Source organism: Flavobacterium sp. MMS24-S5 (assembly GCF_050320125.1).
Lineage (GTDB): Bacteria > Bacteroidota > Bacteroidia > Flavobacteriales > Flavobacteriaceae > Flavobacterium > Flavobacterium tyrosinilyticum.
In genome coordinates this window covers 391,798-413,695 of sequence record NZ_CP190016.1, presented here as the reverse complement: position 1 = coordinate 413,695, position 21,898 = coordinate 391,798, and the positions used below count along the sequence as shown (strand labels likewise).

The 21,898-nt window shown below is 34.5% G+C and carries 15 protein-coding genes and 2 pseudogenes; 14 read left to right on the top strand and 3 right to left on the bottom strand.

All coding sequences use genetic code 11. The annotated features are described in order from the left end of the window. Nucleotides 1–154: 154 nt before the first annotated feature. The 3 genes from ACPWTF_RS01870 (at nucleotide 155) to ACPWTF_RS01860 (ending at nucleotide 2,819) form a co-directional block, all read left to right on the top strand. Complete coding sequence (locus ACPWTF_RS01870) at nucleotides 155–1,366, top strand: DUF4272 domain-containing protein (protein ID WP_427874155.1); 1,212 nt, start codon at nucleotides 155–157, stop codon at nucleotides 1,364–1,366. A 202-nt stretch (nucleotides 1,367–1,568) separates the two neighbouring features. Beyond that, nucleotides 1,569–2,126, top strand: a complete 558-nt coding sequence (locus ACPWTF_RS01865) for a YdeI/OmpD-associated family protein (RefSeq protein ID WP_427874154.1) — start codon at nucleotides 1,569–1,571, stop codon at nucleotides 2,124–2,126. A gap of 48 nt (nucleotides 2,127–2,174) precedes the next feature. Next, entirely contained in the window at nucleotides 2,175–2,819 is a 645-nt protein-coding gene (locus tag ACPWTF_RS01860; RefSeq protein WP_427874153.1) for a Pr6Pr family membrane protein, read from the top strand. A 13-nt stretch (nucleotides 2,820–2,832) separates the two neighbouring features. On the opposite strand, the gene ACPWTF_RS01855 is transcribed toward ACPWTF_RS01860, so the two are convergent. Continuing rightward, complete coding sequence (locus ACPWTF_RS01855; protein ID WP_427874152.1) at nucleotides 2,833–3,768, bottom strand: hypothetical protein; 936 nt, start codon at nucleotides 3,766–3,768, stop codon at nucleotides 2,833–2,835. Nucleotides 3,769–3,961: 193 nt separating this feature from the next. Between ACPWTF_RS01855 and ACPWTF_RS01850 the strand changes: the two genes are divergently transcribed. From ACPWTF_RS01850 to nagB, 4 genes are all read left to right on the top strand, one after another. Beyond that, nucleotides 3,962–4,663: an alpha-L-fucosidase gene (locus tag ACPWTF_RS01850; RefSeq protein WP_427874151.1), complete on the top strand. Its 702-nt coding sequence runs from the start codon at nucleotides 3,962–3,964 to the stop codon at nucleotides 4,661–4,663. 73 nt (nucleotides 4,664–4,736) lie between these two features. Next, a complete protein-coding gene (locus ACPWTF_RS01845; protein ID WP_427874150.1) occupies nucleotides 4,737–5,093 on the top strand; it encodes an alpha-L-fucosidase in 357 nt (118 codons plus the stop codon). 4 nt (nucleotides 5,094–5,097) lie between these two features. After that, on the top strand, nucleotides 5,098–6,057 hold the full coding sequence (locus ACPWTF_RS01840; protein WP_427874149.1) for a discoidin domain-containing protein: 960 nt from the start codon (nucleotides 5,098–5,100) through the stop codon (nucleotides 6,055–6,057). Between the two features lie 140 nt (nucleotides 6,058–6,197). After that, entirely contained in the window at nucleotides 6,198–8,111 is a 1,914-nt protein-coding gene (gene nagB, locus ACPWTF_RS01835) for a glucosamine-6-phosphate deaminase (protein ID WP_427874148.1), read from the top strand. Between the two features lie 366 nt (nucleotides 8,112–8,477). Here the strand turns inward: nagB and ACPWTF_RS01830 are convergent, their stop codons facing one another. Then, complete coding sequence (locus ACPWTF_RS01830) at nucleotides 8,478–9,191, bottom strand: LytR/AlgR family response regulator transcription factor (RefSeq protein ID WP_427874147.1); 714 nt, start codon at nucleotides 9,189–9,191, stop codon at nucleotides 8,478–8,480. A gap of 70 nt (nucleotides 9,192–9,261) precedes the next feature. Next, nucleotides 9,262–10,319, bottom strand: a pseudogene (locus tag ACPWTF_RS01825) (sensor histidine kinase). A gap of 130 nt (nucleotides 10,320–10,449) precedes the next feature. Here ACPWTF_RS01825 and ACPWTF_RS01820 point away from each other — a divergent pair. The 7 genes and pseudogenes from ACPWTF_RS01820 to ACPWTF_RS01790 all read left to right on the top strand — a co-directional run bounded on the left by ACPWTF_RS01820 (nucleotide 10,450) and on the right by ACPWTF_RS01790 (nucleotide 21,837). Further along, entirely contained in the window at nucleotides 10,450–12,690 is a 2,241-nt protein-coding gene (locus tag ACPWTF_RS01820) for a GH92 family glycosyl hydrolase (RefSeq protein WP_427874146.1), read from the top strand. A 22-nt stretch (nucleotides 12,691–12,712) separates the two neighbouring features. Continuing rightward, a pseudogene (locus ACPWTF_RS01815) lies at nucleotides 12,713–14,568 on the top strand (sodium:solute symporter family protein). Between the two features lie 381 nt (nucleotides 14,569–14,949). Then, the gene (locus tag ACPWTF_RS01810) at nucleotides 14,950–15,915 is read left to right on the top strand and encodes a glycoside hydrolase family 130 protein (protein ID WP_427874145.1); all 966 of its coding nucleotides are present in this window, start codon (nucleotides 14,950–14,952) and stop codon (nucleotides 15,913–15,915) included. A 7-nt stretch (nucleotides 15,916–15,922) separates the two neighbouring features. Next, the gene (locus tag ACPWTF_RS01805; RefSeq protein WP_427874144.1) at nucleotides 15,923–16,996 is read left to right on the top strand and encodes a carbohydrate-binding family 9-like protein; all 1,074 of its coding nucleotides are present in this window, start codon (nucleotides 15,923–15,925) and stop codon (nucleotides 16,994–16,996) included. After that, nucleotides 16,971–18,089: a putative glycoside hydrolase gene (locus ACPWTF_RS01800; RefSeq protein WP_427874143.1), complete on the top strand. Its 1,119-nt coding sequence runs from the start codon at nucleotides 16,971–16,973 to the stop codon at nucleotides 18,087–18,089. The genes ACPWTF_RS01805 and ACPWTF_RS01800 overlap by 26 nt, the downstream gene beginning before the upstream one ends. A gap of 91 nt (nucleotides 18,090–18,180) precedes the next feature. Beyond that, on the top strand, nucleotides 18,181–19,203 hold the full coding sequence (locus ACPWTF_RS01795) for an isoaspartyl peptidase/L-asparaginase family protein (protein ID WP_250836314.1): 1,023 nt from the start codon (nucleotides 18,181–18,183) through the stop codon (nucleotides 19,201–19,203). 321 nt (nucleotides 19,204–19,524) lie between these two features. After that, a complete protein-coding gene (locus ACPWTF_RS01790) occupies nucleotides 19,525–21,837 on the top strand; it encodes a beta-N-acetylhexosaminidase (protein WP_427874142.1) in 2,313 nt (770 codons plus the stop codon). Nucleotides 21,838–21,898 lie beyond the last annotated feature (61 nt).

The following is a 21,898-nucleotide window of genomic DNA, read 5'->3' as shown; positions in this document are numbered from 1 at the left end:
CTCACATAAGAGTAAAGCTCCAGAGGAGCGAAATAATAAACAATCAAAATCCGCTTCAATTTGGAAGCGGATTTTTTGTTTCTAGCTCATTCATAATATTTATTTTTTTGTAGAATTAAACTTATATTTGCCTCAATAATATAAAAGCCGAAAAATGATTTGTACAATTTATTCGCATCATTTAGGACTGGAAAAAATCAAACAAATATTTCTTTCTCATGTTCCTAATGGCGTTTTTTCTAGTAATGGTGAAAACCTCGAATTTGAAGTGAAAGGTGGAATCTTAAGTCCATCAAAAAAAGTAACTCTCTTTTACCGCGAAAGAGCTATTCCTTCTTATCAAATTCCGCAAATAGATGATTCTGAATTAACTGCCAATTTGAAAGGTTTATATGGTTTTGTAGATTCGTTACCAACTGAAAATGAAAAGGTAAAAGGGTTATTTCTGCATAAAATTCAAACACTAAATTCTGAATTTTCGATTCGTGAAGACAAGGGGGAATTAAAAGAATTAGATATCATTATAGCCGATCTTGCAAAGGAATTTGAAGCTGTTTTATTTGTTCAACCCAAAACTATTATCAGTAAATCTGAAACGCAGCATTTTTTAGATAAAGATTTAAATCTAATTATTGATACAGAAGGAAGATGTGAAATTGAAGAATTAAAAGTTAATATCAATTCAGAGTATTTTGACAATGATCAGACAGAATTAGACGAAGATCAAATAGAAAGAAAAGCCAAAAACGAAGAAATTCTTGAAAGGGAAAATATAAAAATCAATAAACATTTGCCTTGTGTTGAATCGGAAAGAGAAACTACAATCCGATCAGCAAAGGAAATAGCTGAAAGAGCAAGTATTTTAGCTGTAACAAATTTAGTAGCCTTTAACAACATTTCATCTGAAGAAGCTGTTGATTATTTACAGAATTATAAACTTTGGGAATCTGTTACAGAAGGGGAAAAAGAGTTTCTTGCTAATCCAACAGATGATAGAAAAATGTATGAAACTTGGAAATGTGAAGGGATTTGGACTTTAATGTGGGCTTTGAAAAAAGTCGATACACTTGATTTTCCAAATGAATTTTGTGATCTCGGAAATATCAGCGCAGAAAATTATCCTGTTGCAAATGACAAAGACCCTTTTGAATTTATAAATGCAGTTCATGAGGTTCGTTCTAAAAAAGAAATTTTAGATGCTGCAGATTTGTATTACAGATACAATTGGGCTTGTGTAGATGAAAGGATTAATGGAAGACAAATAGAAAATATTAATCCAGGAATTGTGTATGAAAGACAATATGCGCTCAATTGGCTAATTCATTATATGGATCAAGATTGGGATAATGTAACTTGTGATACTTAATATATAAATGCAAAAGTAAATAGACTTATTGATTGTAAAGTCGCCAAGTCGCAAAGTTTTTTGAACCATATAAGTTATGTAAGTAATTTTAAGTTTTTAGCTTAATTCAACTTGTATAACTTATATGGTTTAGTTTTTTTAATAAACTTTGCGACTTAGCGCCTTTGCGAGATTCTTTATACATTTATAAAAAAAAACAAAAATGGAACCAACATTCTTCGGAGATCAATTAGACTTTAGAAAATGGCTCGAGAAAAACCACCAAAAAGGAAAAGAACTTTTGGTTGGTTTTTATAAAGTTGCGAGTAAAAAGCCTTCTATGAGCTGGCCAGAATCGGTTGATCAGGCGCTTTGTTTTGGTTGGATTGATGGTGTACGAAAATCTATTGATGCGGAAAGTTATACGATACGTTTTACGCCGAGAAAACCCTCTAGCATTTGGAGCGCTATTAATATTCAGAAGATGGAAGATTTGACTAAAGCGGGCTTAATGACAGATGCAGGTTTGAAAGCATTTAGTTTTAGAACCGAAAATAAGTCTAAAATTTATTCGCATGAGAAAGAACCAGTTCCGCTGTTAGAAGTTTACGAAAAACAGTTTAAAAGCAATAAAACCGCTTGGGAATATTTTGAGAAGCAAGCGTCTTCGTATAAAAAAGTAATGATTCATTGGATTATGAGTGCCAAGCAGGAAAAAACACAACTGTCAAGGCTTGAAAAAACGATTGCTGAGAGTGAGAAACAGAAAAGAGTGCTGTAAATATTTCGAATAAAATCCTTATTTTAGTAATCTGACTTTTAGCGAAATATGGAAAGAGAAAATACCACAAAAATAAAAGGGGAGATTTTGCTGGGTATTATTTTTGCCTTAGAATTATACGCCTTGCCTGTACAGTTTTATTTGCTGTTAAAAAATCCTGAATTTACTTTTTTCAGCGCAGCAGTCCGCTTTTTTAGTTTCTTTACTATTACAACAAATACAATCGTTTTTCTTTGCAGTGCTTTGTTATTATTTGGCGGAAGAACTGCAGCAAATGCTTTCTTTAGAAAGTGCACTACTATTACGGCAATTACAGTTTATATATTGATTGTCGGAATTGTTTTTAATTTGCTCCTTCGCTCAACTCTTCATTTAGAAGGTCATCATCTTATTGTAAGCGAAATTTTTCATACAGTCGTTCCTATTTTATTTTTCGTTTTCTGGCTGTTTTTTGTAAGTCCAGAAAAGATCTCTTTTAAAGTTATTTCGTCTTGGCTGATTTATCCAATTATCTATATCATTTACACTTTGTTTCACGGACTTGCAACCGAATTTTATCCGTACCCTTTTATAGATGCAACCCAATTAGGTTTTCAAACGGCAATTATAAACGGATTTTTTGTTTTATTGTCCTTTGTAATTTTATCTATTATTCTAATTTCTATTTCGAAATTGAGAATCAAATCCTTATAGGAAGAAAAATGTTTTAATTCTCATTCACGAAAAGATCCAGTAATTTTTCGGGAAGTTTAATAGTAATCTCATCTGAATTTTCTTTGGCTTTTTCAGTTGGAAAAATATCAAATTCATTGTTATACAACCAGTAATAATTTAGTGTTATGTTTCCTGGATCTTTATGATAAAATTTTTCATTATTAGGATTTATAATTTCAATTAATTCAAGAATATTCTCATTTTCAATTGGACAAGCTAGAGCTGTTCCTTTTGTTGGAATTGAAATTAGTGTTCCAAATTTTCCTTTAATGTAATTAGGATCTTTTTTAAAGTTTAAAATGTATGATGCACTAAAATCACCGCTAAAAAAAGTATAAATTTTGAACTTTGAATGTAAATCATAAATTTTTGTTTCAATTTCATTTGTCGGAATATTACTTATAGCGATTTCAAAAAGCTCTTCTTCGGTTTGATGCCATTCTAAAGATTCTTCTTTTCTTATATAATGAAATTTACCTTCAAATTCTAAAATTAAAAACGTGTTAGTTTTTGGGAAATCAATTCTTGAAATATAATTATCAATTTTATCTGGAAAAATGAAGTTCTCTCCTTTAATTAATACTCTTAAAAATTGTGAGGCATAACTAAAATCTTTGTATAAATAGTCAAGAGCAGAAGAATTGTATTTTAATTTATTAAAATGCTCATAAATTATATTTCTCCAATTTCCATCTTTATTTCCTGATAATGTACGAACTAGATTATCTAAATAGCGATGTTCAATTTCTCCATTAATTTCTGTAACAATTTCTCCTTCGTCAATTTTAGTGATTATAATACCATTTTCTTCATGATATTGTATAGCTGTATTCATAACAAAGTTATATTCATCTCTTGTTACAATTCCTTTATACATTTCAGGTAAATTATATCCTGTTTTCTTTTTAAAAATATCAAAAAAGCCCATTTCTATTTATTATGATTAATTGCAAATATAATTTTATTGTAAATAAATTCCTGTTTTATTGAATAATAAATTAAAATAGAAAAACATTTCATACCAAAACGCTTAAAAAAATGTTGTTGGTCGAAATTCTATTCTAGAGATTTCAAATTATACTACATTTATGCTTTATAGACCATTTTAAAGCAGATTAGCAATGAAAAAAATATTCCTTTCCTTATGTCTTTTGGGTGTAATTTCTAATGCTTCAAGTCAGGAATTCGCTAATGCACCAAAGCCTTTTGGACCAGTTCCAACGCAAAAACAAATCGATTGGCAGGAGATGGAATTCTATGCTTTTGTGCATTTTTCATTAAACACTTTTACCAATAAAGAATGGGGTTACGGAGACGAGTCGCCAGAACTTTTTAATCCGTCACAATTAGATGTTCGCCAATGGGCGCGCGTGGTAAAAGAAGCTGGAATGAAAGGAATTATTCTAGTTGCTAAACATCACGATGGGTTTTGTCTTTGGCCTTCAGCTTACACAGAACGTTCAGTTAAGAATTCGCCTTGGGAAAACGGAAAAGGAGATTTGGTAAAAGAATTGGCAGAAGCCTGTAAAGAATACGATTTAAAGTTGGGATTATACCTTTCGCCTTGGGATAGAAATCATCCGCAATATGGCAAACCTGAATACATCACGTATTTCAGAAATCAGTTAAAAGAATTATTGACGAATTACGGAGACGTTTTCGAAATGTGGTTTGACGGTGCAAACGGTGGAGACGGCTATTATGGTGGTGCAAACGAAACCAGAAAAATCAATTCGTTGACTTATTATAATTGGGATGAAACCTATAAATTAATTTACGATATCGCGCCAAAAACATTGGTTTGGGGAGTCTGGCTCATCTGAAGCAAGATGGATTGGAAACGAAGAAGGTCGCGCAGGAAAAACCAATTGGTCGTTATTACGCCAAAAAGATGAGTTGGCTGGAAAAGTACATTACAGCGAATTTATGTCTGGACATGAAGACGGAGAAAAATGGGTTCCTGGCGAAGCCGATGTTTCGATCAGACCGGGATGGTTTTATCATTCGGTTGAAGACGATAAGGTTCGTTCGCTTGACGAAATGGTCGATATTTATTATGAATCGATTGGACGTAATGCTACTTTATTATTAAATCTTCCAGTTGACAGACGCGGTTTGGTTCATGAAAATGACGAAGCGAGATTAAAAGAATTGGTTGCTACAATTAAAGCCGATTTCAAAACAGAATTATTGGCTGGAGCAAAAGTTCAAGCTTCAAACACAAGAGCAGTCGATTCTAATTTTCGGACCTGAAAAGGTGATTGATGGAAATAAAAATACGTATTGGGCAACCGACGATAAAGTAAAACAAGCTACAATTGAATTTACATTTAAAAAGCCAACTGCAATTAATAGAATTTTACTTCAAGAATATATTAAGCTGGGGCAACGTGTAAAAGAATTTTCTGTTGAAGCAAAAGTGGACGGACAATGGAAAACGATTGCCAACGAAACTACAATTGGCTACAAAAGAATTCTTCGTTTAGAACGTGTAACAGCTTCTGCAATTAGAGTTAATATTTTGGATGCAAAAGCAGGATTTGTAATCAGTACAATTGAAGCTTATAATGCTCCGACTTTTGTAAAAGAGCCGCAAATTCTTCGTGATAAAAATGGTTTGGTTACGATTAAATCGGAAAGTGGCAATGCAGTTTATTATTCGCTTGACGGAAAAAATCCTTCAGAAAAAAGTACTTTATACAAAGCGCCATTCATATACAATAAAGCAGTAGAAATTAAGGCCATTTCGAGAAATACAAAAGAGAAAATCAATAGTGCAGTTAGAACAGCCAAATATGGTGTTTCTAAAGAAAAATGGAGCGTGATTTCTATTTCAAGTGGAGATGATAAATCGGTTGAGAGAATTATTGACGGAGATGCCAATACTGATTGGGGATTTGGAAATGATCAAAACAAACTGCCTCAAGCAATCATTATCGATATGGGCGAAGCAAGAGAAATAAAAGGCTTTACATACACGCCACAGCAAGTTGGAAATAATTTGAATTTGATTTCGAATTACGAATTCTATACCAGCGAAGATAATATTACTTGGACAAAGCAATCAGAAGGAGAATTCTCTAACATCAAACATAATCCAATTGAGCAGCTTAAGAGTTTTACTGCGGTAAAAGCAAGATTTTTACGATTTGTTGCTACAGCTGCTGTAGGAAAAGGGCAGACAGTTTCAATTGCTGAAATTGGGGTAATTGAATAAATGCTTCTTTGCGAAGTATTAAAATAACTTAGCACATCTTATTTTGTCTTTTGCCGAAGCGCAGTCGTTATTAGTCGAATTTTTGAGGGGAACGGATAATTTAATTCTACTTTTATTTTAGAAATTAAATGACAAGGCAAATGATTAAAGAAGATATAGGTTTTAGAGAAGCAGGGAAATTTGAAGAAACTCGTTTTGAGAAAATTCACAATGTTATTTTCGAATCGTCGCAAGAAGCTTCTTTACTTGTCGCGCAAGAAATTGCCAATTTAATTCAGAGAAAAAACGAGCTAAACGAACCTTGTGTTTTAGGTTTGGCTACAGGTTCTTCGCCAATTAAGGTATATGAAGAATTGGTTAGAATGCACAAAGAGGAAGGTTTAAGTTTTGAAAATGTTGTGACTTTTAACTTAGATGAATATTATCCGATGGATAAGAATGATATTCAGAGTTATTATCATTTTATGCACGAACATTTATTTCATCATGTAAATATTCTTCCTAAAAATATAAATATTCCAGACGGGCAGGTGAGTGCCGAGGAATTACAGCAATATTGCATCGATTATGAGATGAAAATTAAATCGTACGGCGGATTAGATTTTCAGCTTTTAGGAATCGGTAGAACGGGACACATTGGATTTAATGAACCAGGTTCTCATGTGAATTCGGGAACTAGAAGTATTACTTTGGATCATATCACGAGAGTCGATGCGGCTTCTTCTTTTTTAGGAATTGATAATGTTCCGAGAAAAGCCATAACAATGGGAATTGGAACCGTTAGAAATGCAAAAAGAATTGTTTTGCTTGGCTGGGGAATCAGTAAAGCAGGAATTATAGAAAAAACAATCGAGGGAGAGGTTTCTTCGCAAGTTCCAGCTACGTATTTGCAAGAGCATAACAACACAACATTTGTTCTAGATACAGAAGCTTCGTCTGAACTAACAAGAGTTAAAACGCCTTGGCTGGTTAAGTCTTGTGTTTGGACAGATGAATTAAAATTAAAAGCGGTGGCTTGGTTAAGTGAGTTGACGAAGAAACCTTTCCTAAAACTGACGGATAAAGATTATAACGACAACGGAATGTCGAGTCTTTTGACGGAAGAAGGAACTGCATACGATTTGAATATTAAAATGTTCAATAAAATGCAGCAAACCATCACGGGATGGCCGGGCGGAAAACCCAATGCTGATGATACGTACAGACCGGAGCGTTCCACGCCGGAAAAGAAAAGAATTATCATTTTCAGCCCGCATCCAGATGATGATGTGATTTCAATGGGAGGAACATTTGACCGTTTGGTAGAGCAGGGGCACGAGGTTCATGTAGCCTATCAGACTTCTGGAAATATTGCGGTTTCAGATGTTGAAGCTTTAAAGTTTGCAGAAATTTCGAAAGCATTACATCCAGATTCTAGAATGTCTGATAAAATAATCGATTTTCTTCAGACCAGAACTGGAAACGAGATTGATTCATTAGAAGTTAGAAAATTAAAAGGATTAATTAGAAGAAGCGAATCTTTTGGAGCAACTCGTTACATTGGTTTGCCAGATTCTAACGTACACTTTTTAGATCTTCCGTTTTACGAAACAGGAACGGTTAAAAAGAATAATCTTTCAGATGCAGATGTTGACATTATGTGTGACATTATTGAAAGAATAAAACCGCATCAAATTTATGCCGCTGGAGATTTAGCAGATCCGCATGGAACTCATAAAGTATGTTTAGACAGTTTGTTTGAAGCTTTAAAAAGACTAAAAAACAAAAGCTTTATGGATGATTGCTGGGTTTGGTTGTACCGAGGCGCATGGCATGAATGGGAATCGTACCAAATTGACATGGCAGTACCAATGAGTCCTGACCAGGTTTTAAAGAAACGACATGCTATTTTTTATCACCAGTCTCAAAAAGACGGCGTTATGTTTCAAGGTGATGATAGCAGGGAGTTTTGGGTTCGAGTTGAAGACAGAAATAGATTGACTGCAGAAAAATATCACAGCTTAGGTTTAGCAGATTATTCGGCTATTGAAGCGTTTAAAAGATATCACTTTTAGTTTTTTGCAGCATAAAGATAATAGACTATTTCATGGTTTATTTTGGTTAGTTACCTATAATTGAGAGAAAATGCGGTCGTGGTTGGCCGCATTTTCGTTTTCTATGCGTTTTGTGTGTTTTACCGCAAAGATTTTTTTTAACCGTAAAGTTTTTTTAACCGCAAAGCACGCTAAGGTTTACGCAAAGTTCGCTAAGATTTTTTATTTTTAAGTCTTGATGAAAACGCAAAGCTATGTGCTTAAAAATATAGCCACAGATTATGCGGATTAACACAGATTTAAAAAATCCTTTTAATCCTAATAATCTGTGGCTAAAAAAACTTTGCGAACTTTGCGTAAACCTTAGCGCTCTTTGCGGTTAAACCTTTATATAGATGAATTAAGGATTTTCTGTTTTACTTCATCAATATAAGATCTTCCTATAACGTATCGAAGTCCTTCAATTTCAATGCTGTTTCCTTCAACGGCGTCAATTTTGTCAATTGCAATCGTATAAGATCGGTGGATTCTGATAAAATCTCTTTCGGGCAATAAACTTGTAAAATCAGATAAAGTGCTGTGAATGATGAACTTTCCAGAAGTTGTACTAATTTTCAAGTAGTCCTTTAAGCTTTCGATAACCAGAATTTCGTTCAAGAAAATCTTCTTCATTTTTTTCTTGTCGATTTTCACGAAGATGAAAGGATTCTCTTTGCTATTTTCCTGCGGAAGTTTGGTTGCATTATTAAGACGTTTGTTGATTTTGTTTACCGCTTTCATTAATCTCGGAAACTCAATTGGTTTTACCAGATAATCTAACACATCAAGCTCGTAAGTTTCAATCGCAAACTGATCGTAAGCACTTGTAATAATAAGTAAAGGAGGATTTTCTAAACTTTTAATGAAATTAATACCGTCCAAAACAGGCATGTTAATGTCTAAAAAAATTACATCTATAGTATTGTTTTTCAAGAAATTTAATCCTTCGATAGAATTGCTAAAAGTATTTATCAATTCTAAATCTTCAATCTGTTCAATATAATTTTTAATAACGTTTATTGCCAATGGCTCATCATCGATAATTAAACACTTTATTTTCATTTGTACTGTTATTTTTGGCCGATATGTGGTTTTTTGTAGGTATAGTTTTCTAAACTTATAAAAGTTGGGGTTATGTGACTTTTATAACTAGTTTAACGACAAAAATATTCTTTTTATTTTTAAATGAAAGCTTATAGTCACTTTTATTATATCCTAATTCGAGTCTTTTTTTTACGTTTTCAATACCTATACCACTTGACTTGTTAAAATTATCTTTATGTACGGTAAATTCGGGCATTGGGTTTGAAATGGTGAAATATAAAAAATCTCCTTTTACTTTAAATCTAATGTCAATTAAAACATTTCCAGTGTTTTTGTTCACGCCGTGCTTAAAAGCATTTTCGACGAAAGTCAACAGAAGAACTGGAGAAATTTCTTTATCGTGAATATCTCCAGAAATAGACATATCTACTTCTAGACGCTCTCCGTTTCTAATTCTTTCCAGATCCAAATAATTCTGAATGCACATAATCTCATTTTCTAAAGTCTGCTTTTTGCCTTTTGTTTCATAAAGCATGTAGCGCATCAATTCAGAAAGCTTTAAAACGATTTTTGGCGTTTTGTTCGATTTTTCTACAGAAAGGGAATAAATGTTATTTAAGGTATTAAAGAAAAAATGTGGAGAAATCTGTGACTTCAAAAACAACAATTCGGTTTCTAGCTGAGATTTTTCTAAATCTGTCACACGTCTTTGTTCTTTTAAGAAATCTAAAGTGATTTTAATTGCGGTAACGAAAGTCATCACATACAATTCACCCATCATCATATCTATCGTATAGTTGAGTGTAAGTGTACTGATGGTCTGCGGACCTTGGGCCAAACGTCGTGTGTAATCAGTAGATAAGTCAGATTAAATTTTAAAACAACCATGATAAAAATCGCTGACAATACACTTATAATATATACGACGTATTTTTTGCGGTAAATAAAGTGAGGCATTAAAACCAAAATATTAAGATAACACAATGCCATGTGAATTGGAAATCCGAGTAAAGTGGTTTTTAATGAATAAACATAATCATTAAAATAGCTTCCCCAGCGGAATGTATTGAATACAAAATACGTTAGCCAAAAGTAAACATGATAACGTATGGGTAAACTATAAGGTTTTTTTGAGTTGAAAATCATAATCGTAGAATAGAATGTCGTTTGTTACTATTTTTTGATGTTTAGAGCTGTTTAAATGTCGTCCGTCTAAAAATATTTTGGTAAAAGTTGAATTTATCTAAATTTAAAGTTAAATTAATATTGTTTTGATATGAGGAAAATTACTCTGCTTTCTCTGACGGTAATTTTAACTGCAAGTTGCAAAATAAATGTAGATAAAAATCAACATAAACAAAGTTTTGCAACAAATTATGTAGATCCTTTCATAGGTACTGGCGGGCACGGACATACATATCCGGGTGCAACAGTTCCGTTTGGGATGCTGCAAGTGAGTCCAGATAATGGGGTTTCTAGCTGGGACTGGTGCTCGGGCTATCATTATTCTGACTCGATAGTTTCTGGATTTAGTCATTTACATTTAAGCGGGACAGGAATCGGTGATTTGGCAGACATTTTATTTATGCCGACAAACAAAAAGTTAGACTTAACCGCCAAAGCCGCTTCACGCGATTTCTTACCGTATAAATCAAAATATAATCATGTTAACGAAAAAGCAATACCGGGTTATTACCAAGTTTTTCTTGAAGATCCTAAAATCAATGTAGAATTAACTTCTACGCAAAGAACCGCATACCATAAGTATACCTATAATAATAACGATACGCAATCTGTTGTTGTTGATTTAGGTTTTGCCATTAACTGGGACAAAGCGGTAAAAACTGCCATTACAGTTGAAGACCAAAATACCATTAGCGGTTACCGTTACAGTACGGGTTGGGCAAAAAATCAGAAAGTGTTTTTTGTAGCCAAGTTTTCTAAACCCATTACAGAATCTATTATTACTGTTGATAAGAAAGTAGTTTCAGGTTCAAATGCTGAAGGTGAAAACACTGCTCTGCAATTATTCTTCGATGGCAAAAACTCTAAAGAATTAGGCGTTAAAGTGGCGCTTTCTTCTGTAAGTATCGCTAATGCGAAAGACAATTTAGACGCTGAAAGTCAGAATTTTGAGAAAGCAAAATCTGATGCGACTCTAGATTGGAATAAAGCTTTAAGTAAAATTACAGTTGAAACTCCAGTTGATTCTTTAAAAACCATTTTCTATACCGCTTTATATCATGCTCAAGTTGCGCCGGTAACATATAGCGATAAAAACGGGCAATTTAGAAGAGAAGATGATAAAATTATTACTGCTAAAGATTATACCGCTTACTCTACATTATCTCTTTGGGATACATTTAGAGCAGAAAACCCATTGCTGACGTTGTTAGAACCTACAAAAGTTTCCGATTTAGTTAATTCGATGTTAGCGTATTATGAAACCAAAAAGATACTTCCAGTTTGGACATTATACGCTAATGAAACTAATACGATGACAGGATATCATTCGATTCCAGTTGTTGTAGATGCTTATATGAAAGGCATTAAAGGTTTTGATGCTGAAAAAGCTTTTGAAGCCATGAAAGCAACGATGATGCAGGACGAACGCGGCTTGAATTTCTACAAAAAATACGGTTACATTCCTTATAATTTATTAGACGAATCGGTTACCATTACTTTAGAATATGCTTACGACGATTGGTGTGTGGCTCAAATGGCGAAAGCTTTAGGAAAACAAGCTGATTATGAGCTTTTCTCGAAACGTGCAAAAGCTTACGAATATTTATTTGATGCCAAATCTGGTTTCATGAGAGGAAAATCGGAAGATGGAAAATCTTGGAACGAACCTTTCGATCCAAAACATTCCAATCACAGAGAACATACCGATTATACCGAAGGAAATGCTTGGCAACACAGCTGGTTTGTACCTCATAATGTAGATGATTTTATTAAGCTTCATGGAGGAAACGATATTTTTACAAAACGTTTAGAACAATTATTTACAGAGAGTTCTGAGATTACAGGAAATAATGTTTCTGCAGATATTTCTGGTTTGATCGGACAATATGCACATGGTAATGAGCCAAGTCACCATATTGCTTACATGTTTAATCATGCAGGTCAGCCTTGGAGAACGCAATATTGGGTTCGTCATATTTTAGATACTCAATACAATACGACAGCAAATGGTCTAAGCGGAAATGAAGACTGCGGACAAATGTCGGCTTGGTATGTATTCAGCTCAATGGGATTATATCCAATGAATCCAGCTTCTGGTGAATACGAAATTGGAAGTCCGATTTTCGAAAAATCAACTTTAAATCTTCCAAATGGAAAAACTTTTGTAATTGAAGCAGAAAATGTTTCAAACAAAAACTTCTATATCCAATCGGTTACTTTAAACGGAAAAGCATTTAATAAAACTGCAATTTCTCACCAAGAAATGCTAAAAGGCGGTGTACTTCATTTTGTAATGGGAGCGCAGCCAAACAAAAACTGGGGTCTGAACTAACTAATTCAAAATAAATAATTTAATGAATATAATAGACGTATCAATCATTTTAATCTATATCGTACTGTCGGTCGGTATCGGAATCTGGATTTCAAGAAAAGCATCAAAAGGTCTTGACGATTATTTCCTTGGCGGAAAATCAATCAAATGGTATTTTTTAGGATTGAGCAATGGCTCAGGAATGTTTGATGTTTCGGGAACTTCCTGGATGATTGGAGTTTTATTTCTATATGGTGTAAAAAGCTTCATGTTTATGTGGCTTTGGCCAATTTGGAATCAGATTTTTGTGATGATGTTCCTCGCGGTCTGGATTAGAAGATCGAAAGTAATGACAGGTTCTGAATGGATTTTAACTCGTTTTGGAAGCGATAAAGCAGGAAAAGCATCACATATTATTGTGGCTATTTTTGCCATCATTTCTACAATTGGTTTTATCGCTTATTTCTTCGTTGGAATCGGAAAATTTGTAACCATCATTCTTCCTTGGGATTTGACAGTTCACATGAATGGTGGAGTTTTCTTAACTTCAGAACAAGCTTATGCGTTGTTAATCATTTTCTTAACTACCATTTATACGGTTAAAGGAGGGATGTTTTCTGTTGTAGCGACAGAGGTTGTACAATATATTATTATGATTGTTGCGGGAGTTTTAATCGCCGGTTATGCATTCATTAATTATACTGATATTCAGATCAATTCGGTAATTACGCCAGAATGGAAAAATGTTTTCTTCGGATGGGAATTTGAAACGCAATGGAGTGATAAATTCGAAACGTTCAACCGATTAATTGATACGGAAGGTTATAAAATGTTTGGTGCTTTTATCGGGATGACACTTTTCAAAGGTTTCTTTGCGAGTGTTGCAGGGCCAACTCCAAGTTACGATTTACAAAGAGTTCTTTCTACAAAATCGGTAAAAGAAGCAGCTTACATGAGTGGTTTTACCAACTTGATTTTATTCATTCCTAGATATTTATTGATTACAGGAATTGTAGTTATTGCTTTAGTGAATTTAGCTCCAGAATTAAACGCAAACGTAAATTTAACGGGCGCAGATTTAGAATTATTGATGCCTAAAGTGGTCAATCTTTATATCCCCGTTGGTATTAAAGGAATTCTTCTTGCAGGTTTATTAGCGGCTTTCATGTCTGGATTCTCCGCTTTTGTAAATGCAGGGCCAGCATATATTGTAAATGATATTTATAAAAAATATTTTAAACCAGTTGCTTCAAATCAGCACTATATTAAAGTAAGTCAGATTTCTTCTTTCTTGGTTGTTGGTCTTGGAGTTTTCATGGGGTTCTTCGCAGATTCGATCAACTCTTTAACGCTTTGGATTACAAGTGCTTTATACGGTGGTTACGTAGCAGCCAACTTCTTAAAATGGATTTGGTGGCGTTTTAACGGATGGGGTTATTTCTGGGGAATGGTCGGCGGATTAATTGCCGCTTCTCTTCAATTCGTTTTGGATCAAAACAAAGGAAATCTAGCAGCAGGAACATTCTTGCATGATCTTTCGCAAGTGCCATCGATTTATTTATTCCCATTAATTTTTGGAATGTCAATTTTAGGTTGTCTTTTGGGAACTTATTTAAGTAAACCAACTGATATCGAAGTTTTAAAATCTTTCTATTCAAACGTAAGACCTTGGGGATTCTGGGGCCAGTTTACAAACAATTAAAAGCGGAAGATCAATCTTTCCAAAAAAATAATGATTTCTATTTAGATATGATGAATTGTGTAATTGGTATTATCTGGCAGTCAAGTATGATTCTGCTTCCAATTTACTTCATCATCAGGGATTATCCAAAAGCAGCAGTGGCATTGGTGGTTTTCTTAGTGACGACTACAGTGTTGAAGTTTACTTGGTTGGATTGAGTTAGGAAGATTGAAGAATAAAGAGTATAGAATAAAGAGTATAGAATCAAGATTTTAGAGGAAAATATTTTGATTCGATAAAAATTTAAACACATAGAAACATAGATTTTTTTGACTTTTAAAAAGAGTGTAGAAAGAAACTAGTTTCTCACACATAGCTGAATGATAACGTTGAAGTCAACTTTGTCAAAGTTTCAAGCTTTGACAAAGTTTTTTAACCACGCAGTTTGTCATTTCGAGGAACGAGAAATCACACTCGAAATCGACAAAGATTGGTAATATAGATTGCGGAGTTTCTAGTGTGATTTCTCGTTCCTCGAAATGACAAAACGAAGCTTTAGAATAAAAGAATAAAAAACTAATAAATAAAAAAAACAAAAAATGAGTACTATTCCTTGGCAAGACAGACCCGAAAACAGTAAAGATGTAATGTGGAGATATTCTGAGAATCCAATTATCGACAGATATTCGATTCCTTCATCAAACAGTATATTCAATAGTGCAGTTGTACCTTTTGGAGACGGATATGCTGGGGTTTTCAGATGTGATAATAAAGCAGTTCAGATGAATATTTTTGCTGGTTTCAGTAAAGATGGTATCAATTGGGACATCAACCACGAACCAATTGAGATGAAATCTGGAAATACAGAAATGATCGAATCTGCTTATAAATACGATCCTCGAGTGGTTTGGATCGAAGATCGTTACTGGATTACTTGGTGTAACGGTTACAACGGACCAACAATTGGTATTGGTTATACTTTCGATTTTAAAGAATTTTTCCAATGCGAAAATGCCTTTTTACCATTCAACAGAAACGGAGTTTTATTCCCACAAAAAATCAACGGAAAATACGCGATGTTAAGCCGTCCAAGTGATAACGGACACACGCCATTCGGAGATATCTGGATCAGCTACAGCCCAGATATGAAATATTGGGGAGAACACAGATTGGTTATGAAACCGAGTCAGTTTGAAAAAAGCGCTTGGCAATGTACAAAAGTAGGTGCAGGGCCAATTCCAATCTTTACAGAAGAAGGATGGTTAATGATTTACCACGGAGTTATCAATACTTGCAACGGTTTCCGTTATGCAATGGGTTCAGCACTTTTAGATGTTGATTCGCCAGACCAAGTAAAATACAGAACACAACCTTATTTATTAGGGCCAGCAGAGACTTATGAAATGGTTGGAGACGTTCCGAATGTAGTATTCCCTTGCGCTGCTTTACACGATGTAGAAGAAGATAAATTAGCAGTTTATTACGGTGCGGCAGATACACATGTTGCAATCGCTTTCGGAAAATTAAGTGAAGTAATTCAGTTTACAAAAGATAATAGTTTATAATATAAAGATGCATAGTAGAAGTAAATTATTGTCCCTTGCCGTTTTTTTTGTTGGATTGATGGGTTATTCGCAGTCTGAAAAAGAGGTTACACCCAAAAGTTATATTGCGTATAAGACTTCAAAAGAAATTGTTATTGACGGAGACGGGGCAGATAAAGACTGGGAAAAAGCAGCTTGGACAGCACCTTTTGTCGACATAGAAGGCGTTGAAAAACCAAAATACAATACTCAGGTCAAAATGCTTTGGGACGATAATTACTACTATATCCTGGCAAAAATGGAAGAGCCTCACGTTTGGGCAAATCTAAGACAACGCGATACGATTATTTTTTATAATAATGATTTTGAGGTTTTTATTGATCCAGATAATGATACTCACAATTATTATGAATTAGAAATAAATGCGTTAAACACGGCTTGGGATTTATTTATTAATAAACCTTACAGAGAAAAAAATACAGTTTTAAACGATTGGAATATTACAGGTTTAAAATCGGCTGTAAAGATTGACGGAACTTTAAATAATGCTTCAGATATTGATAAAGGCTGGACATTAGAAATTGCCATTCCGTGGTCGGTTTATAAAACATCTTATTTCGACGATATTGTTCCGAAAGATAAATTTTGGAAAGTCAATTTTTCTAGGGTGAATTGGCAGCATTCAGTTATCGACGGAAAATACGAACGCAAAAAAGATTCAGAAGGAAAGTTTCTCCCAGAATACAATTGGGTTTGGTCGCCTATGGGAGTGATAAATATGCATGAGCCCGAAAAATGGGCTTATGTATACTTCTCTTCAAAAGAAATAGGAGGACAGGATACTTTTACGATTCCACAGGAAGAAAAAGTAAAATGGGAACTATATACGTTGTATCGCGCTCAAAAAAGATATTTCGAAAAGAATAAATCTTGGGCAAAATCACTGCAAAGTATCAGTAAAAAAAATATAGTGGTTGACGGAAAGACTTTAAAGCCAATTTTAGAAAATCATTCATCAGGATTTAATATCTTGGTAAAAAGTCCTTTTTCAAACAAAACCTTAATAATTAAAGAAGATGGTAAAATTATTACGAACGAGTAAGTTGCAGAAACTATCAAAAGTTTTAGTATTAGCGCTTTCGCTGAGTTTATTCTCTTGCGGACAAAAAGAAACCAAAGATCAGGAAAACGGTAAATTCACTTTTGGTGTTTGGACCACTGCTGACGCTAAAAAATCGGATGCAGATTATTCGAAAGAATTTAAAAAATACAAAGACGGCGGAATCGATGAAGTTTTAATCAACACGCAAACCGATCCAAAACTATTAGCAAGATTAGTTCCGCTTGCAAAAAAAGAAGGACTAAAAGTGCACGCTTGGATTATGGCAATGAACCGTCCAAACGATTCAATTGCTTTACAGCACCCAGATTGGTATCAAGTAAGCAAAGAGGGAAAATCTTGCTTTGATAATCGTCCGTATGTAGACTATTACCAATGGCTTTGCCCAACTAAAGAAGAGTCTAGAAATCACGTTTTAGGTTTGGTTGAAGGTTTAGCTAAAGTTGAAGGAATCGAAAGTGTACATTTAGACTACATTCGTTTCCCGGATATTTTCTTGCCAATCAGTTTATTGCCAAAATATAACTTGGTGCAAGATGTAGAATTACCACAATTTGATTTCTGTTATTGTGATGCTTGCGTAAGCAAATTCGAAAAAGAACATCATAAAAACCCAAAAAAGAGCCACAATACGTCAATTGATATGGAGTGGAAAAACTTTAGATTAAATGCAGTAAAAGCAGTGGTTGACGATGCGTATAAAATTGCTCATAAACACAATAAAAAATTAACGGCAGCAGTATTTCCTTATCCAGAAATGGCAGATCATATGGTACGCCAGCGTTGGGATAAATGGAATATTGATGAAGTATATCCAATGATTTATCATAGTTTTTATGATGAAGAAATTGACTGGGTAGGTTATGCAACCAAACAAGGTGTAGCCGATTTAGAAGGAAAGCCAACGAAAGTAAATACAGGAATTTATATTCCAGGTTTAAAATCGGATGCAGAATTGAAAGAAGCAATTTTAGAAGCTAAGAAAAATGGCGCAACAGGAGTTTCATTTTTTGACGGAAATGCTTTATCAGAAAGTAATTTAAAAACAATTAAGTCAGTAAAAGCGTCGTTGTAGTCGATTTTTCTGGGATTAAAAATTATTACTGATTAATTTAGCAACATCAAGAACAATTAGTTTCTGAAAGTTGAATTAAAACCAAAAAGACATGTCAAATAGAAGAGATTTTATTAAGAAAACAACTTTAGGCACCTTAGCCATTAGTTCTGTTTTGGGCGTAAGCGGATTTGCTGCAAATCACGAAAATGAACCAGAAGCTGAATCAAAAGAAAAAAAACAGACCAAACCGATCATCATCTCGACATGGAATCATGGTTTGCCTGCAAATAAAGAATCTTGGAAAAATTTAAAAGAAGGAAAATCAGCTTTAGATGCTATCGAAGCTGGAATGAAAATACCTGAAGCAGATCCGAATGTCCGCAGTGTGGGTTACGGAGGATATCCGGATCGCGAGGGGAAAGTGACTCTTGATGCGTGTATTATGGATCATAATAGCAATTGCGGATCTGTTTGTTTTCTTCAAGGAATTAAACACCCCATTTCTGTTGCGAAAAGGGTATTACAAAACACGCCACACGTAATGTTAGCAGGGCAAGGAGCATTGCAATTTGCCTTGTCTGAAGGTTTTAAAGAAGAAAATTTATTGACTCCAGAATCTGAAAAAGATTGGAAAAAATGGCTGGAAGATTCAAAATACAAGCCAGTTATTAATATAGAAAATCACGATACCATAAGTATGCTAATGTTAGACCAAGATGGCAATCTTTCTGGCGGATGTACCACAAGTGGTGCTGCTTGGAAGATGCACGGACGCGTCGGTGACTCCCCAATAATCGGCGCGGGTCTTTTCTTGGATAACGAAGTGGGAGCTGCAGCGGCTACTGGTTTGGGTGAAGCGGTTATTAGAACTGCCGGAAGCGCCATGGTTGTCGAATTAATGCGTCAGGGTAAATCGCCTTACGATGCTTGTAAAGAAATCACAGAACGTATTTACAACAAACATAAAAACCACAAAGACATGGAATACCTGCAAGTTGGTTTTATTGCTTTGAATAAAAACGGAGAATACGCAGGTTACAGCTTAAGATCAGGATTTAATTACGCTGTTTCTGATGACGCAAAAGGCCACAGAATGGAAGATGCGAAATTTAAAATGTCTTGGGATAAGTAATTATCACGTTTTAAACTTTGTCAAAGTTTCAAACTTTGACAAAGTTTAATGACACAGTTTTGTCATCCTGAGGAACGAAGGATCACACAAGTAATTCGCCAAAGATGTACACGCAATATTGTCATTCCGAGGAACGAGGAATCTCCGCAACAAGCTCGACAAAGATTGGTGAGTTTCTGTGAGGAGTCTCTAGTGTGATTTGCTTCGCCGATTCGCTATCGCTCGGGTCTCCTTTCAGTCGAAATGACAAACAAAAACTAAAAAACTATATCTCTAAAAGTAGCTTTATAAGTAACTTTTAAAGAAACCAAAAAACAAAGAATGAAAAAATTACTATTCCTATTAACCCTAATCACTTCAATTTTCTCGGCTCATGCGCAGAAAGTTTATACGGAAAATGATATTCATATCATTCCAAAACCGACTCAGACTTTTATTAAAACAGGAGTTTTTGAATTTACAAAAGATACAAAGTTTGTAATAAACGGTGATTTCCAAAAAGACGCTGCAAATGCTTTGGCATCAAAATTTGAGACCGCTGCAGGATGGAAACCAGAAGTTACGACAAAAGCTCCTGCGAGTAATTATGTTTTATTAAAAACAGATCCGAACTTAAAAAACGAAGCTTACGTTTTGGATGTAAATCCGACTAACATTGTTATTACTGCAAAAGGGAATAATGGATTCTTATATGCTTTAGAAAGTGTTAGACAATTGCTTCCTGAAGCCATCGAAAGCAAATTTGCGATTACTTCTGCAAAATGGCAGATTCCAAGCTTGACCATTAATGATGAGCCTCGTTTTAAATGGAGAGGTTTAATGCTGGATTTATCACGTCATTTCTTCGATAAAAATTATGTTTTAGCCACAATCGATCGTTTGGCAGCCCATAAAATGAATGTTCTGCACATGCACTTGGTTGATGATCAGGGTTGGAGAATTGAAATTAAAAAATATCCAAAACTAACAGAGGTTGGTGCTTGGAGAGTCGATCAGGAAAATGTTTCTTGGAATGCCAGATTAACGACAAATCCTGATGAAAAAGGAACTTACGGCGGATTTTTTACGCAAGAGGAATTAAAAGAAATCGTAAAATATGCTGCGACAAAAGGAGTTGAAGTAATTCCAGAAATCGAAATGCCGGCTCACGTAAGCAGCGCCATTGCAGCTTATCCAGAATTGGCTTGTTTCAATCAGAGAATTGGCGTTCCGTCAGGCGGAGTTTGGCCTTTGACGGATATTTATTGTGCTGGAAAAGAAACTACGTTCGAATTTTTGCAAAATGTAATCGATGAAGTAATTACTATTTTCCCTTCAAAATACATTCATATTGGTGGAGACGAAGCAACTAAAACCAATTGGGCAAAATGTCCGCACTGCCAAAAAAGAATCAAAGACGAGCGTTTGAAAAGTGTTGACGAATTACAAAGCTACTTTGTAAAACGTATGGAAAAATACATCAATTCTAAAGGTAAAAAAGTAATTGGCTGGGATGAAATTTTAGAAGGCGGTTTAGCTCCAGATGCGACAGTAATGAGCTGGAGAGGAATGAAAGGCGGAATTGAAGCAGCAGATCAAGGTCATGACGTAATTATGACACCAGAAACGCCTTGTTATTTCAACTTTTACCAAGTTCATCAAAACGAAGAACCATTAGCTTTTGATGCTTATAATCCGTTAAGCGAAGTATACAAATTTGATCCTGTAGTTGCAACAATGACACCACAGGAAGCTGCACACGTTTTAGGAGGACAAGCCAATTTATGGGCAGAGCATATTGCGGGACCAAAAGATTCTGAATATATGATTTTTCCAAGATTAGCAGCTTTGTCTGAAACCTTATGGAGTCCGAAAGAGAAACGCAATTGGAATGATTTTACATCAAGATTGTTTTCAATGTTCAAACGTTACGATTATCAAGGATTGAATTATGCGAAAAGCGCGTATTTGGTAACCGCTTCTTCAACAGCAGATTTGGCCAATAAACAAATCAAAGTGGAATTGAAAAATGAGTTCCCAAATCCAGATATCCGCTATGTTTTAGGAAACCAAAGCATCGATCATCATGCTATAAAATACACAACTCCAATTGAAATTGCAGCAACTACTGTTTTAAAAGCTTCTTTATTTCAAGATGAAAAACCAGTTGGAAAAACATTTACGGATACGATTGTTTTCCATAAAGGATTTGCGAAAAAAGTGAAATACTTAACGCCTTTCAACCAGAGTTATAAAGGAGATGCTAATACAATGGTAAATGCCATTCGCGGAAGTAAAAATTTCCATGACGGACAATGGCAGGCTTGGCTGGTTAATGATATGGAATTGGTAATAGATCTTGAAAAAGTAGAAAGTATTGAGCAAGTATCAGTTGGAGCTTTAGAAAGTCAAGGCGCTGGAGTTAATTTTCCAATTCAAGTAAAAGTGTTGATTTCTACAGACGGAATTAAATATACGCAAGTGGGGAAAACAATGCGTCCGTATGCGGTAAATCCAGTTCCGGAATTGAAAGATTTTAAAATTAATTTCCAGAAACAAAATGCACGTTTTGTAAAAGTAATTGGAGGCAACTTAAAGAAAAGTCCAAAAGGAGAAAGCTCTTGGTTGTTTGTGGATGAAATTTTGGTGAATTAAAAATTTTTAAACACATAGAAACATAGTTTTTATTGAAACTTGGTAAAAGAGTTTAGAAAGA

Bases quoted from the DNA above. Each gene is read 5' to 3' on its own strand.
- ACPWTF_RS01820 (WP_427874146.1), top strand. From the start codon at position 10,450: ATGAGGAAAATTACTCTGCTTTCTCTGACGGTAATTTTAACTGCAAGT.
- ACPWTF_RS01805 (WP_427874144.1), top strand. From the start codon at position 15,923: ATGCATAGTAGAAGTAAATTATTGTCCCTTGCCGTTTTTTTTGTTGGA.
- ACPWTF_RS01860 (WP_427874153.1), top strand. From the start codon at position 2,175: ATGGAAAGAGAAAATACCACAAAAATAAAAGGGGAGATTTTGCTGGGT.
- ACPWTF_RS01850 (WP_427874151.1), top strand. From the start codon at position 3,962: ATGAAAAAAATATTCCTTTCCTTATGTCTTTTGGGTGTAATTTCTAAT.
- ACPWTF_RS01810 (WP_427874145.1), top strand. From the start codon at position 14,950: ATGAGTACTATTCCTTGGCAAGACAGACCCGAAAACAGTAAAGATGTA.
- ACPWTF_RS01830 (WP_427874147.1), bottom strand. From the start codon at position 9,191: ATGAAAATAAAGTGTTTAATTATCGATGATGAGCCATTGGCAATAAAC.
- ACPWTF_RS01800 (WP_427874143.1), top strand. From the start codon at position 16,971: ATGGTAAAATTATTACGAACGAGTAAGTTGCAGAAACTATCAAAAGTT.
- ACPWTF_RS01855 (WP_427874152.1), bottom strand. From the start codon at position 3,768: ATGGGCTTTTTTGATATTTTTAAAAAGAAAACAGGATATAATTTACCT.
- nagB (WP_427874148.1), top strand. From the start codon at position 6,198: ATGATTAAAGAAGATATAGGTTTTAGAGAAGCAGGGAAATTTGAAGAA.
- ACPWTF_RS01870 (WP_427874155.1), top strand. From the start codon at position 155: ATGATTTGTACAATTTATTCGCATCATTTAGGACTGGAAAAAATCAAA.
- ACPWTF_RS01790 (WP_427874142.1), top strand. From the start codon at position 19,525: ATGAAAAAATTACTATTCCTATTAACCCTAATCACTTCAATTTTCTCG.
- ACPWTF_RS01795 (WP_250836314.1), top strand. From the start codon at position 18,181: ATGTCAAATAGAAGAGATTTTATTAAGAAAACAACTTTAGGCACCTTA.
- ACPWTF_RS01865 (WP_427874154.1), top strand. From the start codon at position 1,569: ATGGAACCAACATTCTTCGGAGATCAATTAGACTTTAGAAAATGGCTC.